This is a genomic window from Streptomyces sp. NPDC046939 (assembly GCF_040644575.1).
Classification (GTDB): Bacteria; Actinomycetota; Actinomycetes; order Streptomycetales; family Streptomycetaceae; genus Streptomyces.
On record NZ_JBEYWV010000004.1, the window covers coordinates 189,456 to 210,333 of the forward strand.

Sequence of the window (20,878 nt, forward strand, 5' to 3'; positions counted from 1 at the left end):
AGGGACGGCTAAGCGGCCAGCCCCTCCTCCACGAACTCCCGTACGTGGGCGAGGGCTTGGGCCCGCTCCGCCCCCGGAAGGCCGATCGCCACATGGATGGAGAACCCGTCGAGCAGCGCCCGCAGCCGCGCCGCGCACCGGTCGGGGTCGACGGCGCGGAGTTCGCCGCGCGCGACGCCCTCGATGAGCAGTGCCACGAGGTCGTCGTGCCAGGCGCGTTCGATGGCGGACTGGCGGGGGCGGGCCGACGCGCCGACCGCCGCGTTCTGCGAGCGGTTCCACACCTCCAGCCAGAGCGTCCAGTGCGGGTCGCGGGGGCCACTGGGCACGTACAGGTCCACGTACGCGTCGAGCCGTTCCCGCGCGCTGCCGGGGCCTTCGAGGATCCGCTTCCGCTCCTCGCCGAGCCGGCCCTCGCTCCACTCCAGGGTCCGCAGCAGGAGTTCGTCCTTGGAGCCGAAGTGGTAGGCGAGGTGCCCGCTGCTCATGCCGACCTCGCGGCCGAGCGCCGCCATCGTGAGCCGTTCCAGACCGCTCTCGGCGATCATCCGCATGGTCGTGGCGAGCACGGTGTCCAGGGGCGGGGCCGGGGTGTGGCGGTTGCGGCGGGTCACGTCACCAGCCTGCCACGGGCTGCTGCTGGGTGATGCAGTGGATGCCGCCGCCCGCCGCGAAGATCGTGCGGGCGTCGACCAGCGTGACCGTACGGGTCGGGAAGAGGCGGCGGAAGAGCGCTGCGGCCTCCTCGTCGCGCGGGTCGTCGAAGGCGCACAGGACGACGCCGTCGTTGCAGAGGTAGTGGTTGATGTAGGAGTGATCGACCCAGCCGTTGTCGTCCGCGAGGACCGTCGGGGCCGGGACCTCCACGATCTCCAGGGGGCGCCCCTGCGCGTCGGTGCGTCCGGTGAGGGTGCCGATGATCTCGCGGCTGACCTCGAAGTCGGGGTGGGCCGGGTCGCGCTGGGAGTGCACGAGGACGGTGCCCGGCGCGGCGAACGCGGCGACGATGTCGACGTGCCCGCGCGTGCCGTACTCGCCGTAGTCGGCGGTGAGTCCGCGCGGCAGCCAGATCGCCTTCGTCGTGCCGATCCGGGCGTGGACCTCGGCCTCGACCTGCTCCTTGGTCCACCCCTGGTTGCGGTCGGGGTCGAGCTGGACGGTCTCGGTCAGCAGGACCGTGCCCTCGCCGTCCACGTGGATGCCGCCGCCCTCGTTGACGAGCGGTGAGGAGTGGACGGGCACGCCGGTGAGGTCGGCGATGTGGCGGGCGATCTTGGAGTCGTGCTCCCAGCGGGCCCAGTCCTGGGCGCCCCAGCCGTTGAACACCCAGTCCACGGCGGCCAGTTCGCCGCTCGCCCGGTCCTTGACGAAGGTCGGGCCGATGTCGCGCATCCAGGCGTCGTCCAGGTCGCGCTCGACCAGGTCGATGTCGGCGGAGAGGAGCGTGCGGGCCGAGTCGAGCTGCCCCGTGCCGACGATCATCGTCAGCGGTTCGTGGCGGCGTACGGCGTGGGCGACGGCGGCCCAGGCGGTGCGCGCCCCGGCCAGTTCCCGCTCGTCCGTGAAGGTGGGGTTGGGGCCGGGCCAGGCCATCCAGGTGCGCGCGTGCGGGACCCATTCGGGCGGCATCACATAGGTCATGGCGGGTCCTCAGAGGAAGTAGAGACGGTTGAGGGAGACGGACTCGGCCGGCTCGGAGCGCAGCGGTTCGCCGTCGAGGGTGACCAGGCCGGTGCGCTGGTCCACGTCGACCGCGCCCGTACGGGTGTTGAACCGCAGGTCCGCCGGGCCGATCCCCCGCGTGCCGCGTACGCCGACGCGGCGCCTGCGCGTCGGCATCCCGTCATGGCCCTGGTCGACGGCGGCCTGGGCGACGAAGGCGACGGACAGCTCGGCGGCCGTCGCCCCGAACGCGCCGAACTGGGGGCCGAGCACGAGCGGCTCGCAGGTGTCGGTGGCCGCGTTCGGGTCGCCCACGACCCCGTAAGCGGGAAAGCCCGACTTGAGGACGAGCTGCGGCTTCGCGCCGAAGTACTCGGGGTGCCACAGCACGATGTCCGCCATCTTGCCGACCTCGATCGAGCCGATCTCGTGGGAGAGGCCGTGGGCGATGGCGGGGTTGAGGGTGAGCTTGGCGATGTAGCGCAGGACGCGTGCGTTGTCGTGGCCGACGCCCGGGTCGCCCAGCTCGGCCTTCATCTTCCCGGCCATCGCGAACGTACGGCGGACGGTCTCGCCCGCGCGGCCCATGCCCTGCGCGTCGGAGGAGGTGATGCCGATGGCGCCCAGGTCGTGCAGGACGTCCTCGGCGCCCATCGTCCCGGCGCGGATGCGGTCGCGGGCCATGGCCGCGTCGCCGGGCAGGTCGGTCTTGAGGTCGTGGACGGAGACGATCATCCCGTAGTGCTCGGCGACGGCGTCGCGGCCGAAGGGCAGGGTGGGGTTGGTGGAGGAGCCGATGACGTTCGGGACACCGGCCATCTTCAGCACGTTCGGTACGTGACCGCCGCCGCACCCCTCGATGTGGAAGGCGTGGATGGTCCGGCCTTCGAGCACCCTCAACGTGTCCTCGACCGACAGGCACTCGTTCAGGCCGTCGCTGTGCAGCGCGACCTGGACGTCGTGCTCCTCCGCCACGCGCAGCGCCGTGTCCAGGGCGCGGGTGTGCGCGCCCATGTCCTCGTGCACCTTGAACCCGCAGGCCCCGCCCTCGGCGAGCGCCTCCACCAGCGGTGCTTCGTGCGAGGAGGAGCCCCGGCCCAGGAAGCCGATATTGACGGGCCAGGCGTCGAAGGCGGAGAAGGCGTGCTTCAGCGCCCAGGGCGAGTTGACGCCGACGCCCCAGACCGGGCCGAACTCCTGCCCGATGATCGTGGTGACCCCGGAGGCGAGCGACGCCTCCATGATGCGCGGGGACAGCAGATGGACGTGGGTGTCGACGGCTCCGGCGGTGGCGATCAGCCCTTCGCCGGAGACGATGGTCGTGCCCGTGCCGACCACGACGTCCACGCCGTCGAGGGTGTCGGGGTTCCCGGCGCGGCCGATCGCGTGGATGCGGCCCTCGCGGATGCCGATGGACACCTTGCGGATGCCGAGCGCGGCGTCGATGACGACGACGTTGCTGATGACGATGTCGCAGGTCTCGCGGACCGCCGCCGCCTTCAGGTGCAGCCCGTCGCGGGCGGTCTTGCCGAACCCGGCGAGGAACTCGTCCCCGTACGCCTGGGAGTCGGACTCCACCTGGATCGTGAGCCCGGAGTCGCCGAGGCGGAGCCGGTCTCCGGCGCGGGGGCCGTGGGTGCTCGCGTACTCGTGCGGGGTGAGGCGTCGGGCCTCGGCGGGGTGGCCTCCGGGGCGGCTCATCGGTCTGCCTCCTTGCTGTCGACTCCGAGATATCCGCAGGCGGCGGCGCGTCGCAGCGCCTCCTCGCGGGCGCCGGGCGCATCGAGCGGGCCGTCGACGAGCCCGGCGAAACCGATCGCGACCCGGGCGCCGCCGATCGGTACGAGCCCCACGTCGTGGCTCTCCCCCGGCCCGAACCGCACGGACGAACCGGCGGGCACGGCGAGCCGCATCCCGTACGCCTCGGCGCGCGGGAAGTCGAGGCGCGGGTTGGCCTCGAAGAAGTGGAAGTGGGAGGTGACGGAGACGGGGACGGTCGCGGTGTTGGTGACCGTCAGCGTCACGTGCGGGGCTGGGTCGGCGTGTTCGGGAGCGGGAAGCAGGGCGCCGGGAGCTTCGTCACCGAGGCCGCCGCCGATCGGGTCGCTGACCACGGCGAGGCGCGAGCCGTCGTCGAAGACCGCCTCCACGTGCACCTCGGTGACCACGTCCGCGACGCCGGGCAGCACGTCGTCGGGGCCGAGGACGGAGCGCGCCGCCTCGACGGCCTCCGCGAGCCGCCGCCCGTCGCGGGCCGCCTCACAGACGGTGTCCGCTATCAGGGCCGTCGCCTCGGGCACGTTGAGCCGCAGCCCGCGCGCCTTGCGGGCCCTGGCCAGTTCGGCCGCGCCGAACAGCAGCAGCCGGTCGCGCTCGGTGGGGGTGAGTCGCACGCCGCACACCTCCTCATCAGGTTTTGAACGCCGTTCTAATCAATTTGAACGCCACTCTAAACCTGCCGCCCGCACGGTGGCTACCGCGACATGACGGAGCGCCCGCCTGCGTGCAGGCGGGCGCTCGGAGAAGATGTCAGCCCAGCTTGTGCATCCAGCCGTGCTTGTCGTCGGTCTTGCCGCGCTGGATGTCCAGGAGCGCTTCGCGCAGCTTCATCGTGACCTCGCCCGCCTCGCCGCCGGACTGCTGCCACTCGGCGCCCGCCCGCTTGACCGTGCCGACGGGCGTGATGACGGCGGCCGTGCCGCAGGCGAAGACCTCGGTCAGCTCACCGGAGGCGGAGTCGGCCTGCCACTGCTCGACGGAGACGCGGCCCTCCTCGGACTTGTAGCCGAGGTCCTCGGCGACGGCGAGGAGCGAGTCACGGGTGACGCCCGCGAGCAGCGACCCGGTGAGGGACGGCGTGACGATGCGGTCCCCGTAGACGAAGTACAGGTTCATGCCGCCCAGCTCCTCGACCCACTTGTGCTCGATGGCGTCGAGGTAGGCGACCTGGTCGCAGCCCTTGGCGGCGGCCTCGGCCTGGGCGAGCAGGGAGGCCGCGTAGTTGCCGCCGGTCTTGGCGTCGCCGACGCCGCCGGGGACGGCGCGGACGCGGTCCTCGGAGAGCCAGATGGAGACGGGCTTCACGCCGCCGGGGAAGTAGGCGCCGGCCGGGGAGGCGATGACGATGAAGAGGTATTCGTTCGCGGGCTTCACGCCGAGGCCGACCTCGGTGGCGATCATGAAGGGGCGCAGGTAGAGGGATTCCTCGCCGCCGTGCGCGGGCACCCAGTCGCGGTCCTGCTTCACGAGCGCGTCGCACGCCTCGATGAACGTCTCGACGGGCAGCTCGGGCATGCCGAGGCGCCAGGCCGAGTGCTGGAAGCGCTTGGCGTTCATGTCGGGGCGGAACGTGGCGACCGCGCCGTCGGGCTGGCGGTACGCCTTCAGCCCCTCGAAGATCTCCTGCGCGTAGTGCAGGACGTTCGTGGCCGGGTCCAGGGAGAGCGGGCCGTAGGGCACCAACTGGCCGTCGTGCCAGCCGCGGCCCTCGGTCCAGCGGACCGTCACCATGTGATCGGTGAAGTGGCGGCCGAATCCCGGGTTGGCCAGGATCGCCTCGCGCTCCGCGGCGGACAGCGGCGTGGCGGTGGGCTTGAGCTCGATCGTGGGCGTCGTCATGGTTGCGTGTCCTTCACCGTTGGTTGTGACGGACCGCGTTCACGCCTGCACTCCCTGTACTAGGACGTCCGAGCTTTTTCCGTACATCGCGGCCCCACGTTCGATTATCGCTCCTGGGGTGGAGTGCTCGGAACGGGCCCAGAGGGTGAGGTGTGGTGCGGCCCAAGGGGATAGTGGCACCCGGAGCCGCTCATGCAGAAGCCGCCGGGCGCTTTGTGCGACCCGGCGGCTTCTGTTTGCTGCGAAGGTGAGCGCCGGGTCAGCCGGCTACTCGGGCGGCGAGGGCGTCGCCGATCTCTTCCGTGGTGCGGGGCGTCGTGCCGCGCTCGCCGAGGTCGGCGGAGACGGCCGTCTCGATGCGCTCGGCCTCGGGCTCGTAGCCGAGGTGGCGCAGGAGCAGCGCGACGGACAGGACGGTGGCCGTGGGGTCGGCCTTGCCCTGGCCCGCGATGTCCGGGGCCGAGCCGTGCACCGGCTCGAACATCGAGGGGAACTCGCGGCTCGGGTTGATGTTCCCGGAGGCCGCGACGCCGATGCCGCCGGAGACGGCCGCGGCGAGGTCGGTGATGATGTCGCCGAAGAGGTTGTCGGTGACGATCACGTCGAACCGGGCCGGGTCGGTGACGAGGAAGATCGTCGCGGCGTCGACGTGCAGGTAGTCGGTGGTGACCTCGGGGAACTCCTTGGCCACCTTGTTGAAGATGTTGGTCCAGAGGTGGCCCGCGAAGGTCAGCACGTTGTTCTTGTGGACCAGCGTCAGCTTCTTGCGGGGGCGGGCCTGGGCGCGGGCGAAGGCGTCGCGGACGACGCGCTCGACCCCGTAGGCGGTGTTGACGGAGACCTCGGTGGCGACCTCGTGCTCGGTGCCCTGGCGGATGGTGCCGCCGTTGCCCGTGTAGGGGCCCTCGGTGCCCTCGCGGATGACGATGAAGTCGATCTCCGGCTGGCCGGCGAGCGGTGTCGCGACGCCCGGCAGGAGCCGGCTCGGGCGCAGGTTCACGTGGTGGTCGAAGGCGAAGCGGAGCTTGAGCAGGAAGCCGCGCTCCAGGACGCCGGAGGGCACGCTCGGGTCGCCGATGGCGCCGAGCAGGATGGCGTCGTGCTGCTTGAGGGCGTCGAGGTCGGCGTCGGTGAGCGTCTCACCGGTCGCGTGGTAGCGCTTGGCGCCGAAGTCGAACTCCTCGGTCTCCAGCTTCACGTCCTGCGGGAGGACGGCGGAGAGGACCTTGAGACCCTGGGCCACGACCTCCTGGCCGATACCGTCACCGGGGATCACTGCGAGACTGATGCTGCGAGACATGTTCCGCACCGTACTCGCTGTCCCATGGGATGACACGTGGTGTCCAGAATCCGGACAGCGCTCCCCAAGAGGTGACAAGCCGTCGGTTCGCGTTCACCCGTACGTACGGTGGACGTTGGTGCGCGGCGGGCACCACGCCGTCATGGACCTTCCCGACTTCGGCATACCGGCACCGCTCGCCCGCCGGATGAGCATGGCCGAGCAGTACGCGTACCTGCGCGCGCGCATGACGCGGCGGCGCGTCCTCGTGACGGCGGGCGCGGTGGCGAGCGGCGCGCTCACCGGCTGCTCGACCGGATCCGCCACGCGCCCGGCCGCCTCGGTGAGCGGCACCACCGGCTCCGCCGTCCCGCCCTTCGGACGCCACCTCGCCTTCGGGTCCGACCCGCGCACCCGGATGCGGATCTCCTGGCAGACACCGCTCGCGGTCCGCGGACCGTACGTCCGTGTCGGCACCGCCCCCGGTGACCTGGGCCGCAAGATCGACGCCGAGGTCCGCGCGCTGCACACGCCCGGCGTCGACGGCGTGCGCCTCGCGCTCGACCAGTTCTACGCGCACGCCGCCCTGGACGGCCTGCGCCCCGGCACGACGTACTACTACGGCGTCGGCCACGACGGCTTCGACCCGGCGGCCCCCGAACACCGCGCGACCGTCTCGGCGTTCCGCACGGCGCCCGCGGCGAACCCGGCCTCCTTCACCTTCACCGCCTTCGGCGACCAGGGCGTCGGCAGCGCGGCGGCGGCGAGCGACCGTCTGGTGCTGCGCCAGGACCCCGCCTTCCATCTGCACGCGGGCGATCTCTGCTACGCGGACGGCACGGGGCACGGGAAGACGACGGACGGCTACGACCCCGGCGCCTGGGACTTCTTCCTCAAGCAGAACGAGCAGGTCGCGCGCACCGTCCCATGGATGGTGACCACCGGCAACCACGACATGGAGGCCTGGTACTCCCCCGACGGCTACGGCGGCCAGCTCGCGCGCTGGGCGCTGCCGGACAACGGGTTCGCGCCGCGGACGACGCCGGGCGCGTACTCCTTCCGCTACGGCAACGTCGGCGTGGTGGCCCTGGACGCGAACGACGTCTCGTACGAGATCCCCGCCAACCTCGGCCACAGCGACGGCCGGCAGACGGCGTGGCTGGACCGGACGCTCGGCGCGCTGCGCGCCGAGCGCGGCGTGGACTTCGTGGTCGTCTTCTTCCACCACTGCGCCTACTCCACGTCCACGCACGGTTCGGACGGCGGGGTGCGGACGGCGTGGCTGCCGCTGTTCGCCCGCCACCAAGTGGACCTGGTGATCAACGGGCACAACCACGTCTACGAGCGGACCGACGCCGTGAAGGACGGCACGGTCGGCCGCGAGGTGCCGGTCGGCGGCGCGACGGACCCGACGCGCGACGGGATCGTGTACGTCACCGCGGGCGGCGGCGGACGCGATCTCTACGGCTTCCAGCCGGGCAGCGCCGAGAGCTACGAGGGGCGCGAGCGGCCCCACGAGCCCGTCGACAGCCTCGTGTGGCGGAAGGGGCGGCGGGCGGCGGCCGAGACCGTCGCCTGGTCACGGGTGCGCTACCGCGGCTTCTCCCTGCTCACGGTGGAGGCCGAGAGCGGTGCGAGCGGTGCGCGGCCGCGCCTGAAGGTGTCGGCGCTCGCCCAGGACGGGCGGCGCGTCGACCACTTCGAGGTGCGGCGGGGGTCCTGAGGGGTCAGTGACCGGTCTCGCCGCCGTTGTCACGGCGGTCCAGGGCGCGCTGGAGCGCGGCCGCGGCGATCTTGGCGGTCTGGCGGTCGGCTTCGCTCGACGGGGAGACGTGACGGACTCGGCGGCGGGCGGGCGTCGCAGTGGCCATGACGGATCGACTCCTTGAGATCACGGGGATTTCGAGGGCCGGAAGGGGCGGGGAGACGCGGGGCTGCAGGGGTTGCCTGCCAGGTGCTCCGGCTCGCGGCCGCCGTTCGCCAGGTAAGCGATTCGTTCGGCTTCTACAAAGCTAGGACAGGACTCCGCTTCTGTCTCCACAATTACTCGGACTTCCTACTATCTGAGACGGACCTCACCCCAGAGCCTCACAGCAGGTCGCCGTCGCGCCAGTCGAAGAGCAGCGTCCGCGTGGCGTCCAGACCCCGTGCGACCAGGGCGGGGAAGAGGTACGGCGGGTCCTCGTCGGCAGGCAGCGCGATCGTTCCGGCGGGGCCGTACGCCGCGAAGGGACCGCTCCACTCCGTCCAGCCGCGCGCCGTGTACAGCGGCGCCCCGTCGGAGGACGCCGAGAGGGCACCGAGGTCGTACGCGGCCGTGATCACCCGCTCCAGGGCGCCCATCACCTGCCCGCCGAGCCCGGTGCGGCGCACGTCGGCGCGGACGGCGACCGCCTCCACGTAGCCGACGCGCAGCGTGCGCCCGTCGTGCACGGCGCGGCGCTGGGTGACGCTGCCGTGCGCGAGGAGCGCGCCGGAACCGTCGTGCACGAGGGCGTGCACGCCGCCGACGGTGTGGGCCCAGTCGGCGTCGGAGAAGTCGCCGTCGAAGGCGTCGTCCAACAGGGCACGGACAGCGGCGAGTTCGGAAGCGGTCAGATCGGCCGTGTGGGCGGTGCGCAGCGTGTTCACCGGCACAAAGTACTCAGGCGCACCGGCCCCGGGCATCCGGATATCTCGGGCACGATGGAGGTCAGCACCGGCCGGGCCGTGGTGGCCCGGCGGGCCCCTGGGAGGTGCCCCTCATGCGCGTGATCAGCCAGCGCCGCTTCGGCGGACCCGAGGTGCTCGAGGTGATGGAGGCGGCGCGGCCCGTGCCGGGCGCGGGCGAGGTCCTGGTGCGGGTGCACGCGGCGGGGGTGAACCCGGCGGACCGGCTCGCCCGCTGCGGCGAGGCCCCGGTCTTCGGCGACCCGCCGTTCACGCTCGGTCTCGACGTCTCCGGGGTGGTGGCGGAGACCGGCGCGGACGTCACCCTCTACCGCCCCGGCGACGAGGTCTTCGCCATGGTCCCCGGCGGCGGCTACGCCGAGTACGTCACCGTGCGCGCCGACGCGCTCGCGCCGAAGCCCGCCAGCGTCGACCACGTCCACGCGGCCGCCGCGCCCCGGGCGTGCCTCACCGCGTGGCAGGCGCTCGTCGGCCTCGGCCGGGTCGGGCCGGGGCACCGGGTGCTGATCCACGCGGCGGCGGGCGGCGTCGGGCACATCGCCGTACAGCTCGCGAAGGTCCAGGGCGCGTACGTGATCGCCACCGCCCGCACCGAGCTGCACGGCTTCCTGCGCGACCTGGGCGTGGACGAACCGCTCGACCACACGAGGACCGACTTCGCGCTGACCGTGCGCCACGTGGACATCGCCCTCGACCTGGTCGGCGGCGACTACGGGCCGCGCTCCCTCGCCACCCTGCGCCCCGGCGGACTGCTCGTCCCGGCGGTGCTCACCGGGCTCGGCGTCACACCGGAGGAGGCGGCGGCCCGCGCGGCGCGGCTGCGGCCCGTCGTCGTACGCCCGTCGGGCACCACGCTGGGCAAGGCGGCGGCGCTGATGGCGGCGGGCCGGCTGCGTCCGCACGTCTCGGCGGTGCTGCCCCTGGAGGAGGCGGGCAAGGCGCACGAGATCGCGGCGGCGGGCCCGACGCAGGGCCGGATCGTGCTCACGGTGCAACCGGTGTGGACATGACGCCGCCCCCGGCCGGGGTGGGGCCCGTGGCCGGGGGCGGGGTTCGAGGGGCGGATGTCAGCCCATGTGCGGGTAGGTGTAGTCGGTCGGCGGGACCAGCGTCTCCTTGATGGCGCGGGTCAGCGTCCAGCGCATCAGGTTCTGCGGGGCACCGGCCTTGTCGTTGGTGCCGGAGGCACGGCCGCCGCCGAAGGGCTGCTGGCCGACGACGGCGCCGGTCGACTTGTCGTTGATGTAGAAGTTGCCCGCGGCGTAGCGCAGCTTCTCCATCGTGTACGCGGCGGCCGCGCGGTCGTTGGCGATGACCGAGCCGGTCAGCGCGTAGTCCGACGCCGACTCCATCTGCTCCAGCATGGCGTCGTACTGGTCGTCCTCGTAGACGTACACGGCGAGGATCGGGCCGAAGTACTCGGTCGTGAAGACCTCGTTGGCCGGGTCGGTGCACTCGATGACGGTCGGGCGCACGAAGAAGCCCACCGAGTCGTCGTAGGTGCCGCCCGCGACGATCGTGCAGGAGTCGTCGGCCTTCGCGCGGTCGATCGCGGCCTTGTTCTTGGCGAACGAACGCTCGTCGATGACGGCGCCGATGAAGTTCGACAGGTCGGTGACGTCACCCATGGCGATGGAGTCGACCTCGGCCGCGAACTCCTCCTTGAAGCCGTCGTTCCAGATCGACGCGGGGATGTACGCGCGCGAGGACGCCGAGCACTTCTGGCCCTGGTACTCGAAGGAGCCGCGGGTCAGGGCCGTCTTGAGGACGGCGCGGTCGGCGCTCGGGTGGGCGACGACGAAGTCCTTGCCGCCCGTCTCACCGACGAGACGCGGGTAGGTGCGGTACTTCTCGATGTTGTTGCCGACCGTCTTCCACAGGTGCTGGAAGGTCTTGGTCGAACCGGTGAAGTGGATACCGGCCAGGTCGCGGTGGTTCAGGGCAACCTCGGAGACGGCGAGGCCGTCACCGGTGACCAGGTTGATGACGCCCTTGGGAAGACCGGCCTCCTCCAGGAGCTGCATCATCAGGACGGCGGCGTGCGTCTGCGTCGGGGACGGCTTCCAGACCACCACGTTGCCCATGAGGGCCGGGGCAGTGGGCAGGTTGGCGGCGATGGCCGTGAAGTTGAACGGCGTGATCGCGTAGACGAAGCCCTCGAGCGGACGGTGGTCCATGCGGTTCCACACGCCCGGCGAGTTGGCCGGCGGCTGCTCGGCGAGCAGGTTGCGGGCGTAGTGGACGTTGAAGCGCCAGAAGTCGACGAGCTCGCACGGGGTGTCGATCTCGGCCTGCTGGGCGGTCTTCGACTGGCCGAGCATCGTGGACGCGGCCAGCGTCTCGCGCCACGGGCCCGAGAGCAGCTCGGCGGCGCGCAGGATGATCGCGGCGCGGTCGTCGAAGGACATCGCGCGCCACGCGGGGGCGGCGGCCAGGGCGGCGTCGACCGCGTCCTTGGCGTCCTGCTCGGTGGCGTTGGCGTACGTACCGATGACGGCCTTGTGGTTGTGCGGCTGCACGACGTCGAAGCGCTCGCCGCCGCCCATCCGACGGACGCCGCCGATGGTGCAGGGCAGGTCGATCGGGTTCTCGGCCAGCTCCTTGAGCTTGGCCTCCAGGCGGGCGCGCTCCGGGGAACCGGGGGCGTAGCCGTGCACCGGCTCGTTGACCGGGGCGGGGACTCGGGTCACGGCGTCCAGCGTCATGGTCCGTATCTCCTTCGGGGGGTCGGGGAGTTGTCGGGAAGTCTGTGGCCCTCGTGGGGCGGCTCAGTCCTTGGTGAGGATCGAGCGGGCGAAGAAGAGCAGGTTGGCGGGCTTCTCCGCGAGGCGGCGCATGAAGTAGCCGTACCAGTCGGTGCCGTACGCGGTGTAGACGCGCATCCGGTGGCCCTCCGCGGCGAGCCGCAGGTGCTCCTCGCTGCGGATGCCGTACAGCATCTGGAACTCGTACTCGTCCAGCTTGCGTCCGGCCGTCCGGGCCAGCTCCTGCGCGATGGAGATCAGCCGCGGGTCGTGCGAGCCGATCATGGGGTAGCCGGAGCCCTCCATGAGGATGCGCATGATCCGCACGTACGCCTTGTCGATCTCGGCCTTGTCCTGGTACGCGACCTCGGCGGGCTCCTTGTAGGCGCCCTTGACGATGCGGACGCGGCTGCCGGCGGCGGCGAGGCGGCGGGCGTCGTCCTCGGTGCGGAAGAGGTAGGCCTGGATGACGCAGCCGGTCTGCGGGAAGTCCTTCCGCAGCTCCTCGTGGATGGCGAACATCGAGTCGAGGGTGGTGTGGTCCTCGGCGTCCAGGGTGACCGTGGTGCCGATGGCGGCGGCGGCCTCGACGACGGGCCGGACGTTGGCGAGCGCCAGCTCGTGGCCGTTCTCGAGCGCCTGGCCGAACATCGACAGCTTCACGGACATCTCGGCCTTCTCGCCGAGGTCCAGCTCCTTCAGGCGGCCGATCAGCTCCAGGTAGGCGTCGCGCGCGGCGTACGACTGCTCGACGGTGGTGATGTCCTCACCGACGACGTCGAGGGTCACTTCGAGCCCCTTGGCGGCGGCGTCCTCGATGACCGGCACGACCTGGTCGACGTTCTCACCCGCGATGAAGCGGGCGACGACCTGCTTGGTGCCCGGCGCCGCCGACACGAACGAACGCATCTTGTCGCTGCGCGACGCGGCGAGGATCAGGGGAGCCAGCACGGGGCACCTCCACGGAGCAAGAGTTGAAGGGTGGCCGAACCCCTACAAAAGGGGAACGGCACGGGGAACCACCGTGAAATCTAAGGATCCCGCCGATCCTGTGCCATCGACAGACGTCACGCATCTCTGTTCGCCACCTCAGACATCTGTATGAAGAGGCGGGTGTGGTGCGAGAGACTGGAGAGGTGAAGGGCGACTATCAGGAACTCGTGGACGAGATCTCGGCGCTGCTCGGCGCCCCCGCGACCCTGGAGAACCGCGATTTCCGGCTGATCGCGTTCGGGGCGCAGCTCAGCGACGCGGACGCCGACACCGAGTTCGACGCGTCGACGCTGGACCCGGTCCGTACGCGCTCGATCCTGACCCGGAGCTCCACGGCGGCGGTCCGCGCCTGGTTCGAGGGGTTCGGCATCACGCGCGCGACGGAACCGGTCCGCATCCCCGCCACCCCGGAGGCCGGGGTCTACCGGGGCCGCATCTGCCTCCCCGTACGCCACCGGGGCATCGTCCTCGGCTACGTCTGGCTGATCGACGACGACCCGGGGCCGACGCGGGAGCAACTGAACGCGGCGATGGAGGTCGCGGGCCGGATCGGGGCGCAGCTCGCGGACGAGGCACAGGCGGGCGCGGACCTGACCCGCGAGTTCCACTCCGTGCTGACCGCCGAGCGCGGGTGGCAGCGGGACATGGCGGTGGCCGCGCTGCGCACGGCGCTCGGCAGCCGCGCGGAGGGCCTGCACACGGTGGTGTGCGTCGCCCCCTGGCCCTCGGCCGACCCCGACGACGCGCCCTCGGTGCGCTCGATCCCGGCGGCGGACGCGCTGTGCACGGTTCCGTGGGGCGCGACGGGCCAGTGTCTGGCGCTCCTGGTCCGCCTGCGCTCGGCGGAGGTCCTCTCCCCCGCGCTGACGGCGGCGGCGAAGCTGCGGGCGCGGGCGGGCAGCGACGCGGTCGCGGCGGGCATCGGCGCCCCGCGCACCGACCTCGCCGAACTGGCCGCGGCCTGGCAAGAGGCGACGGCGGCGGCCCGCACCGCCCTGGCCAACCCGCGCCTCGGCCCCGACACGCAGTGGTCGGCGATCGGCCCGTACCGCCTGCTGACGGCGCTGCCCGCCGAGGCGGCCCACGACCCGGTGGTCGCCCCGCTCCTGGCCCCCGCGCACCACCAGTTGGCCCACACCGCGGAAACGTTCCTGGACTGCGCGGGCCAGGCGGGCCGGGCCGCGGCCGCCCTGGGCATCCACCGCCAGACCCTCTACTACCGCCTCTCCCGCGTCGAGCAGCTCACGGGGCTCGATCTGGACGAGGGGGAGGACCGGCTGTTGCTGCACATGGGGTTGAAGGCGGCGCGGCTGTGAGGGCCGGGAGCCCGTCGCCCATCACCCCGGATCCGCCCCTGCCCCGTGCCAGGATGGGCCCGTGGGACAGATATTCGATACGCCGTTCATCGGCCGGGCCGGGGAGCTCGGGCGGCTCACCGGGGTGCTCGAGCGGGCCGTCGCCGGGGAGCCTCGGGCTGTTCTGCTGGCGGGGGACGCCGGGGTCGGCAAGACCCGTACGCTGACGGAGGCCGCGGGGCACGCCGCGCGGGCCGGGATGACCGTGCTGACCGGGCACTGCGTGGACCTCGGCGACGTCGGGCTGCCGTACCTGCCGTTCACGGAGATCCTGGGCGCGGCGGCCGCCGACGCACGCCTCGCCCCGGCCTTCGCGGGGTACCCGGCGGTCGACCAACTGCTCGGCGCCGCCTCGGGCAACGGCGCCGCGACCGACCCGGGCAGCCGCTTCCAGCTCTTCGAGGGCGTCGCGGGCCTCCTCGCCGAACTGACCGCGCTGACCCCGCTCCTCCTCGTCATCGAGGACCTGCACTGGGCCGACCAGTCCTCCCGCGACCTGCTCCGCTTCCTGCTCAGCCGGGGCATCCTGCAACGCCCCACCCCGGCCGGGCCCCCGCACCGCCTCGCCGTCTTCGCCTCGTACCGCGCCGACGACCTGCACCGCCGCCACCCCCTGCGCCCCCTCCTCGCCGAACTCGTCCGGCTGCCCGCCGTCGAACGCCTCGACCTGCGCCCGATGGCCGACGCGGACATGGCCCGCCTCGTCCGCGCCCAGCGCACCGGACCCGTCCCGGACAGCACGGTGCGCCGCATCGTCGACCGCGCGGAGGGCAACGCCTTCTACGCCGAGGAACTGCTCGCCGCGCTCCCCGGGCCCGGCTCCCCCGGCGAGCCGGACAGCCTCGGCGGCCTCGCGGACGTCCTGCTCATCCGCATCGAGCAGCTCACCGAGACCGCCCAGCAGGTGCTCCGCACGGCGGCGGTCGCGGGCCGCAAGGTCAGCCATGAGCTGTTGCGCGGCGCCGTCGGACTCCCCGAGGAGCAGTTGGAGTCGGCGCTGCGCGAGGCCGTCGGGCGGCAACTGCTGGTGCCGGGCGACGACGCCACGTACTCCTTCCGCCACGCCCTCACCCGCGAGGCCGTCTACGCCGACCTGCTGCCCGGCGAACGCGTCCGTCTGCACCGCGTCTTCGCCCGCCTCCTCGCCGCCGAGGGCCACTCCCCCGCGAGCGCCGCCGAACGCGCCCACCACTCCCGTGAGAGCCACGACCTGCCCGACGCGCTGACCGCCTCGCTCGAAGCCGCCGACCACGCCCAGCGCGTCCGCGCCCCCGCCGAGGAGCTGCGCCATCTGGAGACCGCGCTCGAACTGTGGTCCGTGGTCGACGCCGCCGCCCGCCCCGCCAGCGGCGACCCGGTCACCCTCACCCTGCGCGCCTCCGCCGCCGCCGTCCGCGCGGGCGAACCGCACCGCGCCGTCCAGCTCACCCGCTCCGCGCTGGCCCGCGCCGGTTCGCACGCCGACTCCGAGCTCGCCGCCCGCGTCCGCTACACCCTCGCGGGCAACCTGATGCGGATCGACAACCTGGAGGCGGCGTTCACCTACAGCAGCGAGGCGCTCGCCCTCATCCCCGCCGAGCCGCCCTCCCCCACCTGGGTGTGGGCCGCCGCGACCCACGTCATGGCCGCCCGGTACGTGGGGCGCGACGCGGACGCCGAGCGCGTCGCTCGCCAGGCCCTCGACGTCGCCGAACGGCTCGGGCTCATCGACGCCCAGGCCGACCTGGACATCTCCCTGATCGGCCTCGAAGCGAACAACCGGCGCACGGCACAGGGCCGCGAGCGCCTCGTGCACGACCGCGCGCTGGCCGTACGCGCAGGCAACGTCGCGGTCGAGATGCGCGCCCTCTACAACCTCGGCCTCGGCTGCTACGAGTCCGGTGACCTGGACGCGAGCCTTGCCTGGCTCGCCGACGGCCTCGACCGCGCCCGCCGCGCCGGTCTCCTCACCTCCCCGTACGCCCTCGAACTGCGCTACCTCCAGTCCGTGCTCCTCTACACGCTCGGCCGCTGGGACGAGTGCGTCCGCGCCGCCGACGCCGACGCCGAACTCCTCCCGGCCGCGGGCGCCTTCACGACCGCGCCCGCCCTGTACGTCACGCTCGCGCGCGGCGACCTCGACCAGGCCGCCGCCGGGGCCCGCGCGCTGCTCGGCCCCTCCGCCGACTGGATGGCGGCGCTCGTCGCGAGTGTCGTCCTCATCGACGAGGCGGCCCTGCGCGGTGACGCCGAGGAGTGCGTACGCCGGATGGAGGCGGCGACCGAGCGGCTCGTGGAGGGCGCGGGCTCGGAGCGGCCCGACGCCTTCGTGCGGCTCGCCGCGCTGACCCTCGCGGCGGTCGCCGACGCGGCGGAGGAGGCCCGCCTCTCCGGCGACACGGACGGCGCCGACCGCTGGGCGCGGACCGCGGCCGGCCTCGCGGACCTGGCGCGCACCACGGCGGCCCGGGGCGAGGACGGCACCGGGCAGGGGCCCGAGGGCATGGCCTGGCTGGCGCGCGCCGAGGCCGAGGAGGTCCGCGCCGTGAGCGGCCCGTCCGTCGAGGCGTGGGAGCGGGCGGTCACCGCGTTCGGCTTCGGCGAACCGTACGAGCTGGCCCGCTGCCGCCGCAGGTTCGCCGAGGCGCTGCTCACCGCCGACCGCCGCGAGGAGGCCGCCGAGCAGGTCCGCGCGGCCCGCGCGGTCGCGGAGGAGCTGGGCGCGGTGCCGCTGCGCGAGGCCCTGGACGCGCTCGCCCGGCGGGGCGGCTTCGCCGAGGCGCCGGGCGCGCGGGAGCGGATCGCCGCGCTGACCGCCCGCGAGAGCGACGTGCTGCGGCTGCTGGGCCGGGGCCGCACCAACCGGCAGATCGGCGAGGAGCTGTTCATCAGCGGCAAGACCGCCAGCGTCCACGTCTCGAACATCCTCGCGAAGCTGGGCGCGACGAGCCGTACGGAAGCGGTGGGCATCGCCTACCGGGAGGGCCTGATCGAGCGCGCCCCGTCGTGAGGCCCTTCGTCGTGAGGCCCTTCGTGACGCGCGAGGGCCGGGCCACCCGTGGGTGACCCGGCCCTGTGTGCGTGGGGTGCGTCAGACCAGGTTGACCGAGCGTGCCGACGTGGCGCCGATCTCCGCCGCCACCTCGTTGAGCACGGCCTGCGGCACCGAGTCGTCGACGGTCAGCACGGCGAGCGCCTCGCCGCCGACATCGGCGCGGGCCACCTGCATGCCACCGATGTTGATGCCCGCCTCGCCGAGGACGCGGCCGACCGTGCCGACGACGCCGGGACGGTCCTCGTAGCGCAGGACGACCATGTGGTCGGCGAGCGCCAGGTCCACGTCGTACTCGCCGACGGCGACGATCTTCTGGAGGTGCTTCGGCCCGGCGAGCGTGCCGGAGACCGAGACCTCCTGGCCGTCACCGAGGGTGCCGCGCACCGTCACGACATTGCGGTGGTCGGGCGACTCGGAGCTGGTGGTGAGGCGGACCTCGACGCCGCGCTCCTGCGCGAACAGCGGCGCGTTGACGTAGGAGACCGTCTCGGCGACGACGTCCTCGAACACGCCCTTCAGCGCGGAGAGTTCGAGCACCTTCACGTCGTGCTGGGTGATCTCGCCGTACACCTCGACGTCGAGGCGGACCGCGACCTCGCCCGCGAGCGCGGTGAAGATCCGGCCGAGGCGCTCGGCGAGCGGCAGGCCCGGCTTGACGTCCTCGGCGATGACACCGCCCTGCACGTTCACCGCGTCCGGGACCAGCTCACCGGCGAGCGCGAGCCGCACCGACTTGGCGACGGCGATACCGGCCTTCTCCTGCGCCTCGTCGGTCGAGGCGCCGAGGTGCGGGGTGCAGACGACCTGGTCGAACTGGAACAGCGGGGAGTCCGTGCAGGGCTCCTTCGCGTACACGTCCAGACCGGCGCCCGCGACGCGGCCCTCCTTGAGCGCCGAGTACAGCGCCTCCTCGTCGACGATCCCGCCGCGCGCGGCGTTGACGATGCGCACCGACGGCTTGACCTTGTGCAGCGCCTCGTCGCCGATCAGGCCGAGCGTCTCGGGCGTCTTCGGCAGGTGGACGGTGATGAAGTCGGAGACCTCCAGCAGCTCGTCGAGCGAGAGGACCTTGACGCCCATCTGCGCCGCGCGCGCGGGCTGCACGTACGGGTCGTAGGCGACGACCTTCATGCCGAACGCGGACATGCGCTGGGCGACGAGCGCGCCGATGCGGCCGAGGCCGACGACGCCGAGGGTCTTCTCGGCCAGCTCCACACCCGTGTACTTGCTGCGCTTCCACTCGCCGCCCTTGAGGGCCTGGCTGCCCTGCGGGATGTTGCGGGCGGTGGCGATGAGGAGGCCGCAGGCCAGCTCGGCGGCGGTCACGATGTTCGACGTCGGGGCGTTGACCACCATGACGCCGGCCTTAGTGGCGGCGGAGACGTCCACGTTGTCCAGGCCGACGCCGGCTCGTGCGACGACCTTCAGCTTCTTCGCGGCGGCGATCGCCTCGGCGTCGACCTTGGTGGCCGAGCGGATCAGGATCGCGTCGACGTCGGCGATGGCGGGCAGCAGCTCGGCGCGGTCCGCCCCGTTGCAGTGGCGGATCTCGAAGTCCGGGCCCAGCGCGTCGACGGTGGCGGGCGACAGCTCTTCAGCGATGAGTACGACGGGTTTGGCAGCAGTGCTCACGTGAGTCCTCACAAGTCCCAATGCGGACGGCCGTCCCGACGGCCGCAGGCGGTGGAGGGGTGGGTGCATGGCCGCGTGGAAGACGCACGACGCTGTGGGCCCGACGCGAATAGTTCAGCAGTGTAGTGGCGCGCGGGGAAGCGGCTTGCGCCTCCCTGGAAGGATCACTCGTCCGTGGCTGGACGCCGTGGACAACGCGGCCAAGGCGAACGGGGCCGCGGCGTCCGCCGCGGCCCCGTCGCTCAAGGCTTACGCCTCCTCGTCCACCCAGCTCATGAGCTTGCGCAGCTCCTTGCCGGTGGTCTCGAGCAGGTGCTCGGAGTCCTGCTTCTTGTACTCGTTGTACTTCTTCAGGCCGCCGTGGTACTCGTCCATCCAGTTACGGGCGAAGGTGCCGTCCTGGATCTCGGCGAGGACCTGCTTCATCTCGGCCTTGGTGGCGTCCGTGATGATGCGCGGGCCGGTGACGTAGTCGCCCCACTCGGCGGTCTCGGAGATCGACCAGCGCATCTTCTCCAGGCCGCCCTCGTACATGAGGTCCACGATGAGCTTCAGCTCGTGCAGGCACTCGAAGTAGGCGATCTCCGGCTGGTAGCCGGCCTCGGTCAGCGTCTCGAAGCCCGCCTTGACCAGCGCGGCGGTGCCGCCGCAGAGCACGGCCTGCTCGCCGAAGAGGTCGGTCTCGGTCTCCTCGGTGAACGTCGTCTTGATGACGCCCGCGCGGGTGCCGCCGATGCCCTTGGCGTAGGACAGCGCCAGGTCGAAGGCCTTGCCGGTGGCGTCCTGCTCGACGGCCGCGATGCACGGGACGCCGCGGCCCTCCTCGTACTGACGACGCACCAGGTGGCCCGGGCCCTTGGGGGCGACCATGCAGACGTCGACGCCGGCCGGGGGCTTGATGAAGTCGTAGCGGATGTTCAGGCCGTGCCCGAAGAACAGCGCGTCGCCGTCCTTCAGGTTGTCCTTGATGTTCTCCTCGTAGACCTTCGCCTGGATCGGGTCCGGCACCAGGATCATGATGACGTCGGCCTCGGCGGCGGCCTCCGACGGCGTCACCACGCGCAGGCCCTGCTCCTCGGCCTTGGCCTTGGACTTGGAGCCCTCGTGCAGACCGACGCGGACGTCGACACCCGAGTCACGGAGCGACAGCGCGTGGGCGTGGCCCTGGCTGCCGTAGCCGATCACCGCGACCTTGCGGTTCTGGATGATGGACAGGTCGGCGTCGTCGTCGTAGAACAGCTCGGCCACTGGGGTTCTCCTTGGTGTGCGGTGTTGCGTCCCACCGTACGGCGGGGGGCGGAAGGAAAGTTTTCAGGTCTCGCCATGCGAGAGGGCGCGCGGGGTGGTTACGCGCTGCGCTCAAGCGCCCGCAGGCTCCGGTCGGTGATGGAGCGCGAGCCGCGGCCGATGGCGATGGTCCCGGACTGGACGAGCTCCTTGATGCCGAAGGGTTCCAGCATCTTGAGCATCGCCTCCAGCTTGTCGCTGGAGCCGGTGGCCTCGATGGTGACGGCCTCGGGCGAGACGTCGACGGTCTTGGCGCGGAACAGCTGGACGATCTCGACGATCTGCGAGCGCGTCTCGTTGTCCGCGCGGACCTTGACGAGCACGAGCTCGCGCTGGACGGCGGAGCCCGGCTCCAGTTCGACGATCTTCAGGACGTTGACCAGCTTGTTGAGCTGCTTGGTGACCTGTTCGAGCGGGAGTCCCTCGACGTTCACGACGATGGTGATGCGGGAGATGTCGGGGTGCTCGGTGATGCCGACGGCGAGCGAGTCGATGTTGAAGCCGCGGCGCGAGAACAGGGCGGTGATGCGGGCGAGCACGCCCGGCTTGTTCTCGACCAGGACGGAGAGCGTGTGCTTGGTGGACATGGCGGTCGTTCCTCTTC

At 72.2% G+C, this 20,878-nt stretch carries 17 protein-coding genes; 4 read left to right on the forward strand and 13 right to left on the reverse strand.

Annotated features, from left to right (window positions below):
- Positions 1–8: 8 nt before the first annotated feature.
- The 6 genes from ABZ877_RS06400 to ABZ877_RS06425 all read right to left on the reverse strand — a co-directional run bounded on the left by ABZ877_RS06400 (position 9) and on the right by ABZ877_RS06425 (position 6,580).
- A complete protein-coding gene (locus ABZ877_RS06400; protein ID WP_361065549.1) occupies positions 9–554 on the reverse strand; it encodes a TetR/AcrR family transcriptional regulator in 546 nt (181 codons plus the stop codon).
- 61 nt (positions 555–615) lie between these two features.
- A complete protein-coding gene (locus tag ABZ877_RS06405; protein ID WP_361065262.1) occupies positions 616–1,641 on the reverse strand; it encodes an agmatine deiminase family protein in 1,026 nt (341 codons plus the stop codon).
- A 9-nt stretch (positions 1,642–1,650) separates the two neighbouring features.
- Positions 1,651–3,363 (reverse strand): urease subunit alpha, encoded by a 1,713-nt coding sequence (locus ABZ877_RS06410; RefSeq protein ID WP_361065265.1) that lies wholly within the window; start codon positions 3,361–3,363, stop codon positions 1,651–1,653.
- The gene (gene ureA, locus ABZ877_RS06415; RefSeq protein ID WP_361065268.1) at positions 3,360–4,055 is read right to left on the reverse strand and encodes an urease subunit gamma; all 696 of its coding nucleotides are present in this window, start codon (positions 4,053–4,055) and stop codon (positions 3,360–3,362) included. The genes ABZ877_RS06410 and ureA overlap by 4 nt, the downstream gene beginning before the upstream one ends.
- A gap of 136 nt (positions 4,056–4,191) precedes the next feature.
- Positions 4,192–5,280 (reverse strand): branched-chain amino acid aminotransferase, encoded by a 1,089-nt coding sequence (locus ABZ877_RS06420; RefSeq protein WP_361065271.1) that lies wholly within the window; start codon positions 5,278–5,280, stop codon positions 4,192–4,194.
- 259 nt (positions 5,281–5,539) lie between these two features.
- Complete coding sequence (locus ABZ877_RS06425; protein ID WP_361065274.1) at positions 5,540–6,580, reverse strand: 3-isopropylmalate dehydrogenase; 1,041 nt, start codon at positions 6,578–6,580, stop codon at positions 5,540–5,542.
- A gap of 142 nt (positions 6,581–6,722) precedes the next feature.
- Here ABZ877_RS06425 and ABZ877_RS06430 point away from each other — a divergent pair, with 142 nt between their 5' ends.
- Entirely contained in the window at positions 6,723–8,282 is a 1,560-nt protein-coding gene (locus ABZ877_RS06430) for a metallophosphoesterase family protein (RefSeq protein WP_361065277.1), read from the forward strand.
- A gap of 4 nt (positions 8,283–8,286) precedes the next feature.
- Here ABZ877_RS06430 and ABZ877_RS06435 read toward each other — a convergent pair whose 3' ends face one another.
- Positions 8,287–8,430: a hypothetical protein gene (locus ABZ877_RS06435; protein WP_361065280.1), complete on the reverse strand. Its 144-nt coding sequence runs from the start codon at positions 8,428–8,430 to the stop codon at positions 8,287–8,289.
- A gap of 217 nt (positions 8,431–8,647) precedes the next feature.
- Positions 8,648–9,226, reverse strand: a complete 579-nt coding sequence (locus tag ABZ877_RS06440; protein ID WP_361065283.1) for a GNAT family N-acetyltransferase — start codon at positions 9,224–9,226, stop codon at positions 8,648–8,650.
- Between the two features lie 77 nt (positions 9,227–9,303).
- Between ABZ877_RS06440 and ABZ877_RS06445 the strand changes: the two genes are divergently transcribed.
- Positions 9,304–10,239, forward strand: a complete 936-nt coding sequence (locus ABZ877_RS06445; protein ID WP_361065286.1) for an NADP-dependent oxidoreductase — start codon at positions 9,304–9,306, stop codon at positions 10,237–10,239.
- 57 nt (positions 10,240–10,296) lie between these two features.
- Here ABZ877_RS06445 and pruA read toward each other — a convergent pair whose 3' ends face one another.
- Positions 10,297–11,928, reverse strand: coding sequence for an L-glutamate gamma-semialdehyde dehydrogenase (gene pruA / locus ABZ877_RS06450; RefSeq protein WP_361065552.1), 1,632 nt, complete (start codon positions 11,926–11,928; stop codon positions 10,297–10,299).
- Between the two features lie 69 nt (positions 11,929–11,997).
- Positions 11,998–12,924 carry a proline dehydrogenase family protein gene (locus ABZ877_RS06455; RefSeq protein WP_361065289.1) on the reverse strand — a complete coding sequence of 309 codons (927 nt, stop codon included), beginning with the start codon at positions 12,922–12,924 and terminating at the stop codon, positions 11,998–12,000.
- 185 nt (positions 12,925–13,109) lie between these two features.
- Between ABZ877_RS06455 and ABZ877_RS06460 the strand changes: the two genes are divergently transcribed.
- Positions 13,110–14,282, forward strand: a complete 1,173-nt coding sequence (locus ABZ877_RS06460; protein ID WP_361065292.1) for a helix-turn-helix domain-containing protein — start codon at positions 13,110–13,112, stop codon at positions 14,280–14,282.
- 61 nt (positions 14,283–14,343) lie between these two features.
- Entirely contained in the window at positions 14,344–17,310 is a 2,967-nt protein-coding gene (locus tag ABZ877_RS06465) for an AAA family ATPase (protein WP_361065295.1), read from the forward strand.
- Between the two features lie 81 nt (positions 17,311–17,391).
- On the opposite strand, the gene serA is transcribed toward ABZ877_RS06465, so the two are convergent.
- The 3 genes from serA to ilvN form a co-directional block, all read right to left on the reverse strand.
- Positions 17,392–18,987, reverse strand: coding sequence for a phosphoglycerate dehydrogenase (gene serA, locus ABZ877_RS06470; RefSeq protein WP_361065297.1), 1,596 nt, complete (start codon positions 18,985–18,987; stop codon positions 17,392–17,394).
- Between the two features lie 249 nt (positions 18,988–19,236).
- The gene (gene ilvC, locus ABZ877_RS06475) at positions 19,237–20,235 is read right to left on the reverse strand and encodes a ketol-acid reductoisomerase (RefSeq protein WP_361065300.1); all 999 of its coding nucleotides are present in this window, start codon (positions 20,233–20,235) and stop codon (positions 19,237–19,239) included.
- A gap of 98 nt (positions 20,236–20,333) precedes the next feature.
- Positions 20,334–20,861 carry an acetolactate synthase small subunit gene (gene ilvN, locus ABZ877_RS06480; RefSeq protein ID WP_361065303.1) on the reverse strand — a complete coding sequence of 176 codons (528 nt, stop codon included), beginning with the start codon at positions 20,859–20,861 and terminating at the stop codon, positions 20,334–20,336.
- Positions 20,862–20,878: the final 17 nt, after the last annotated feature.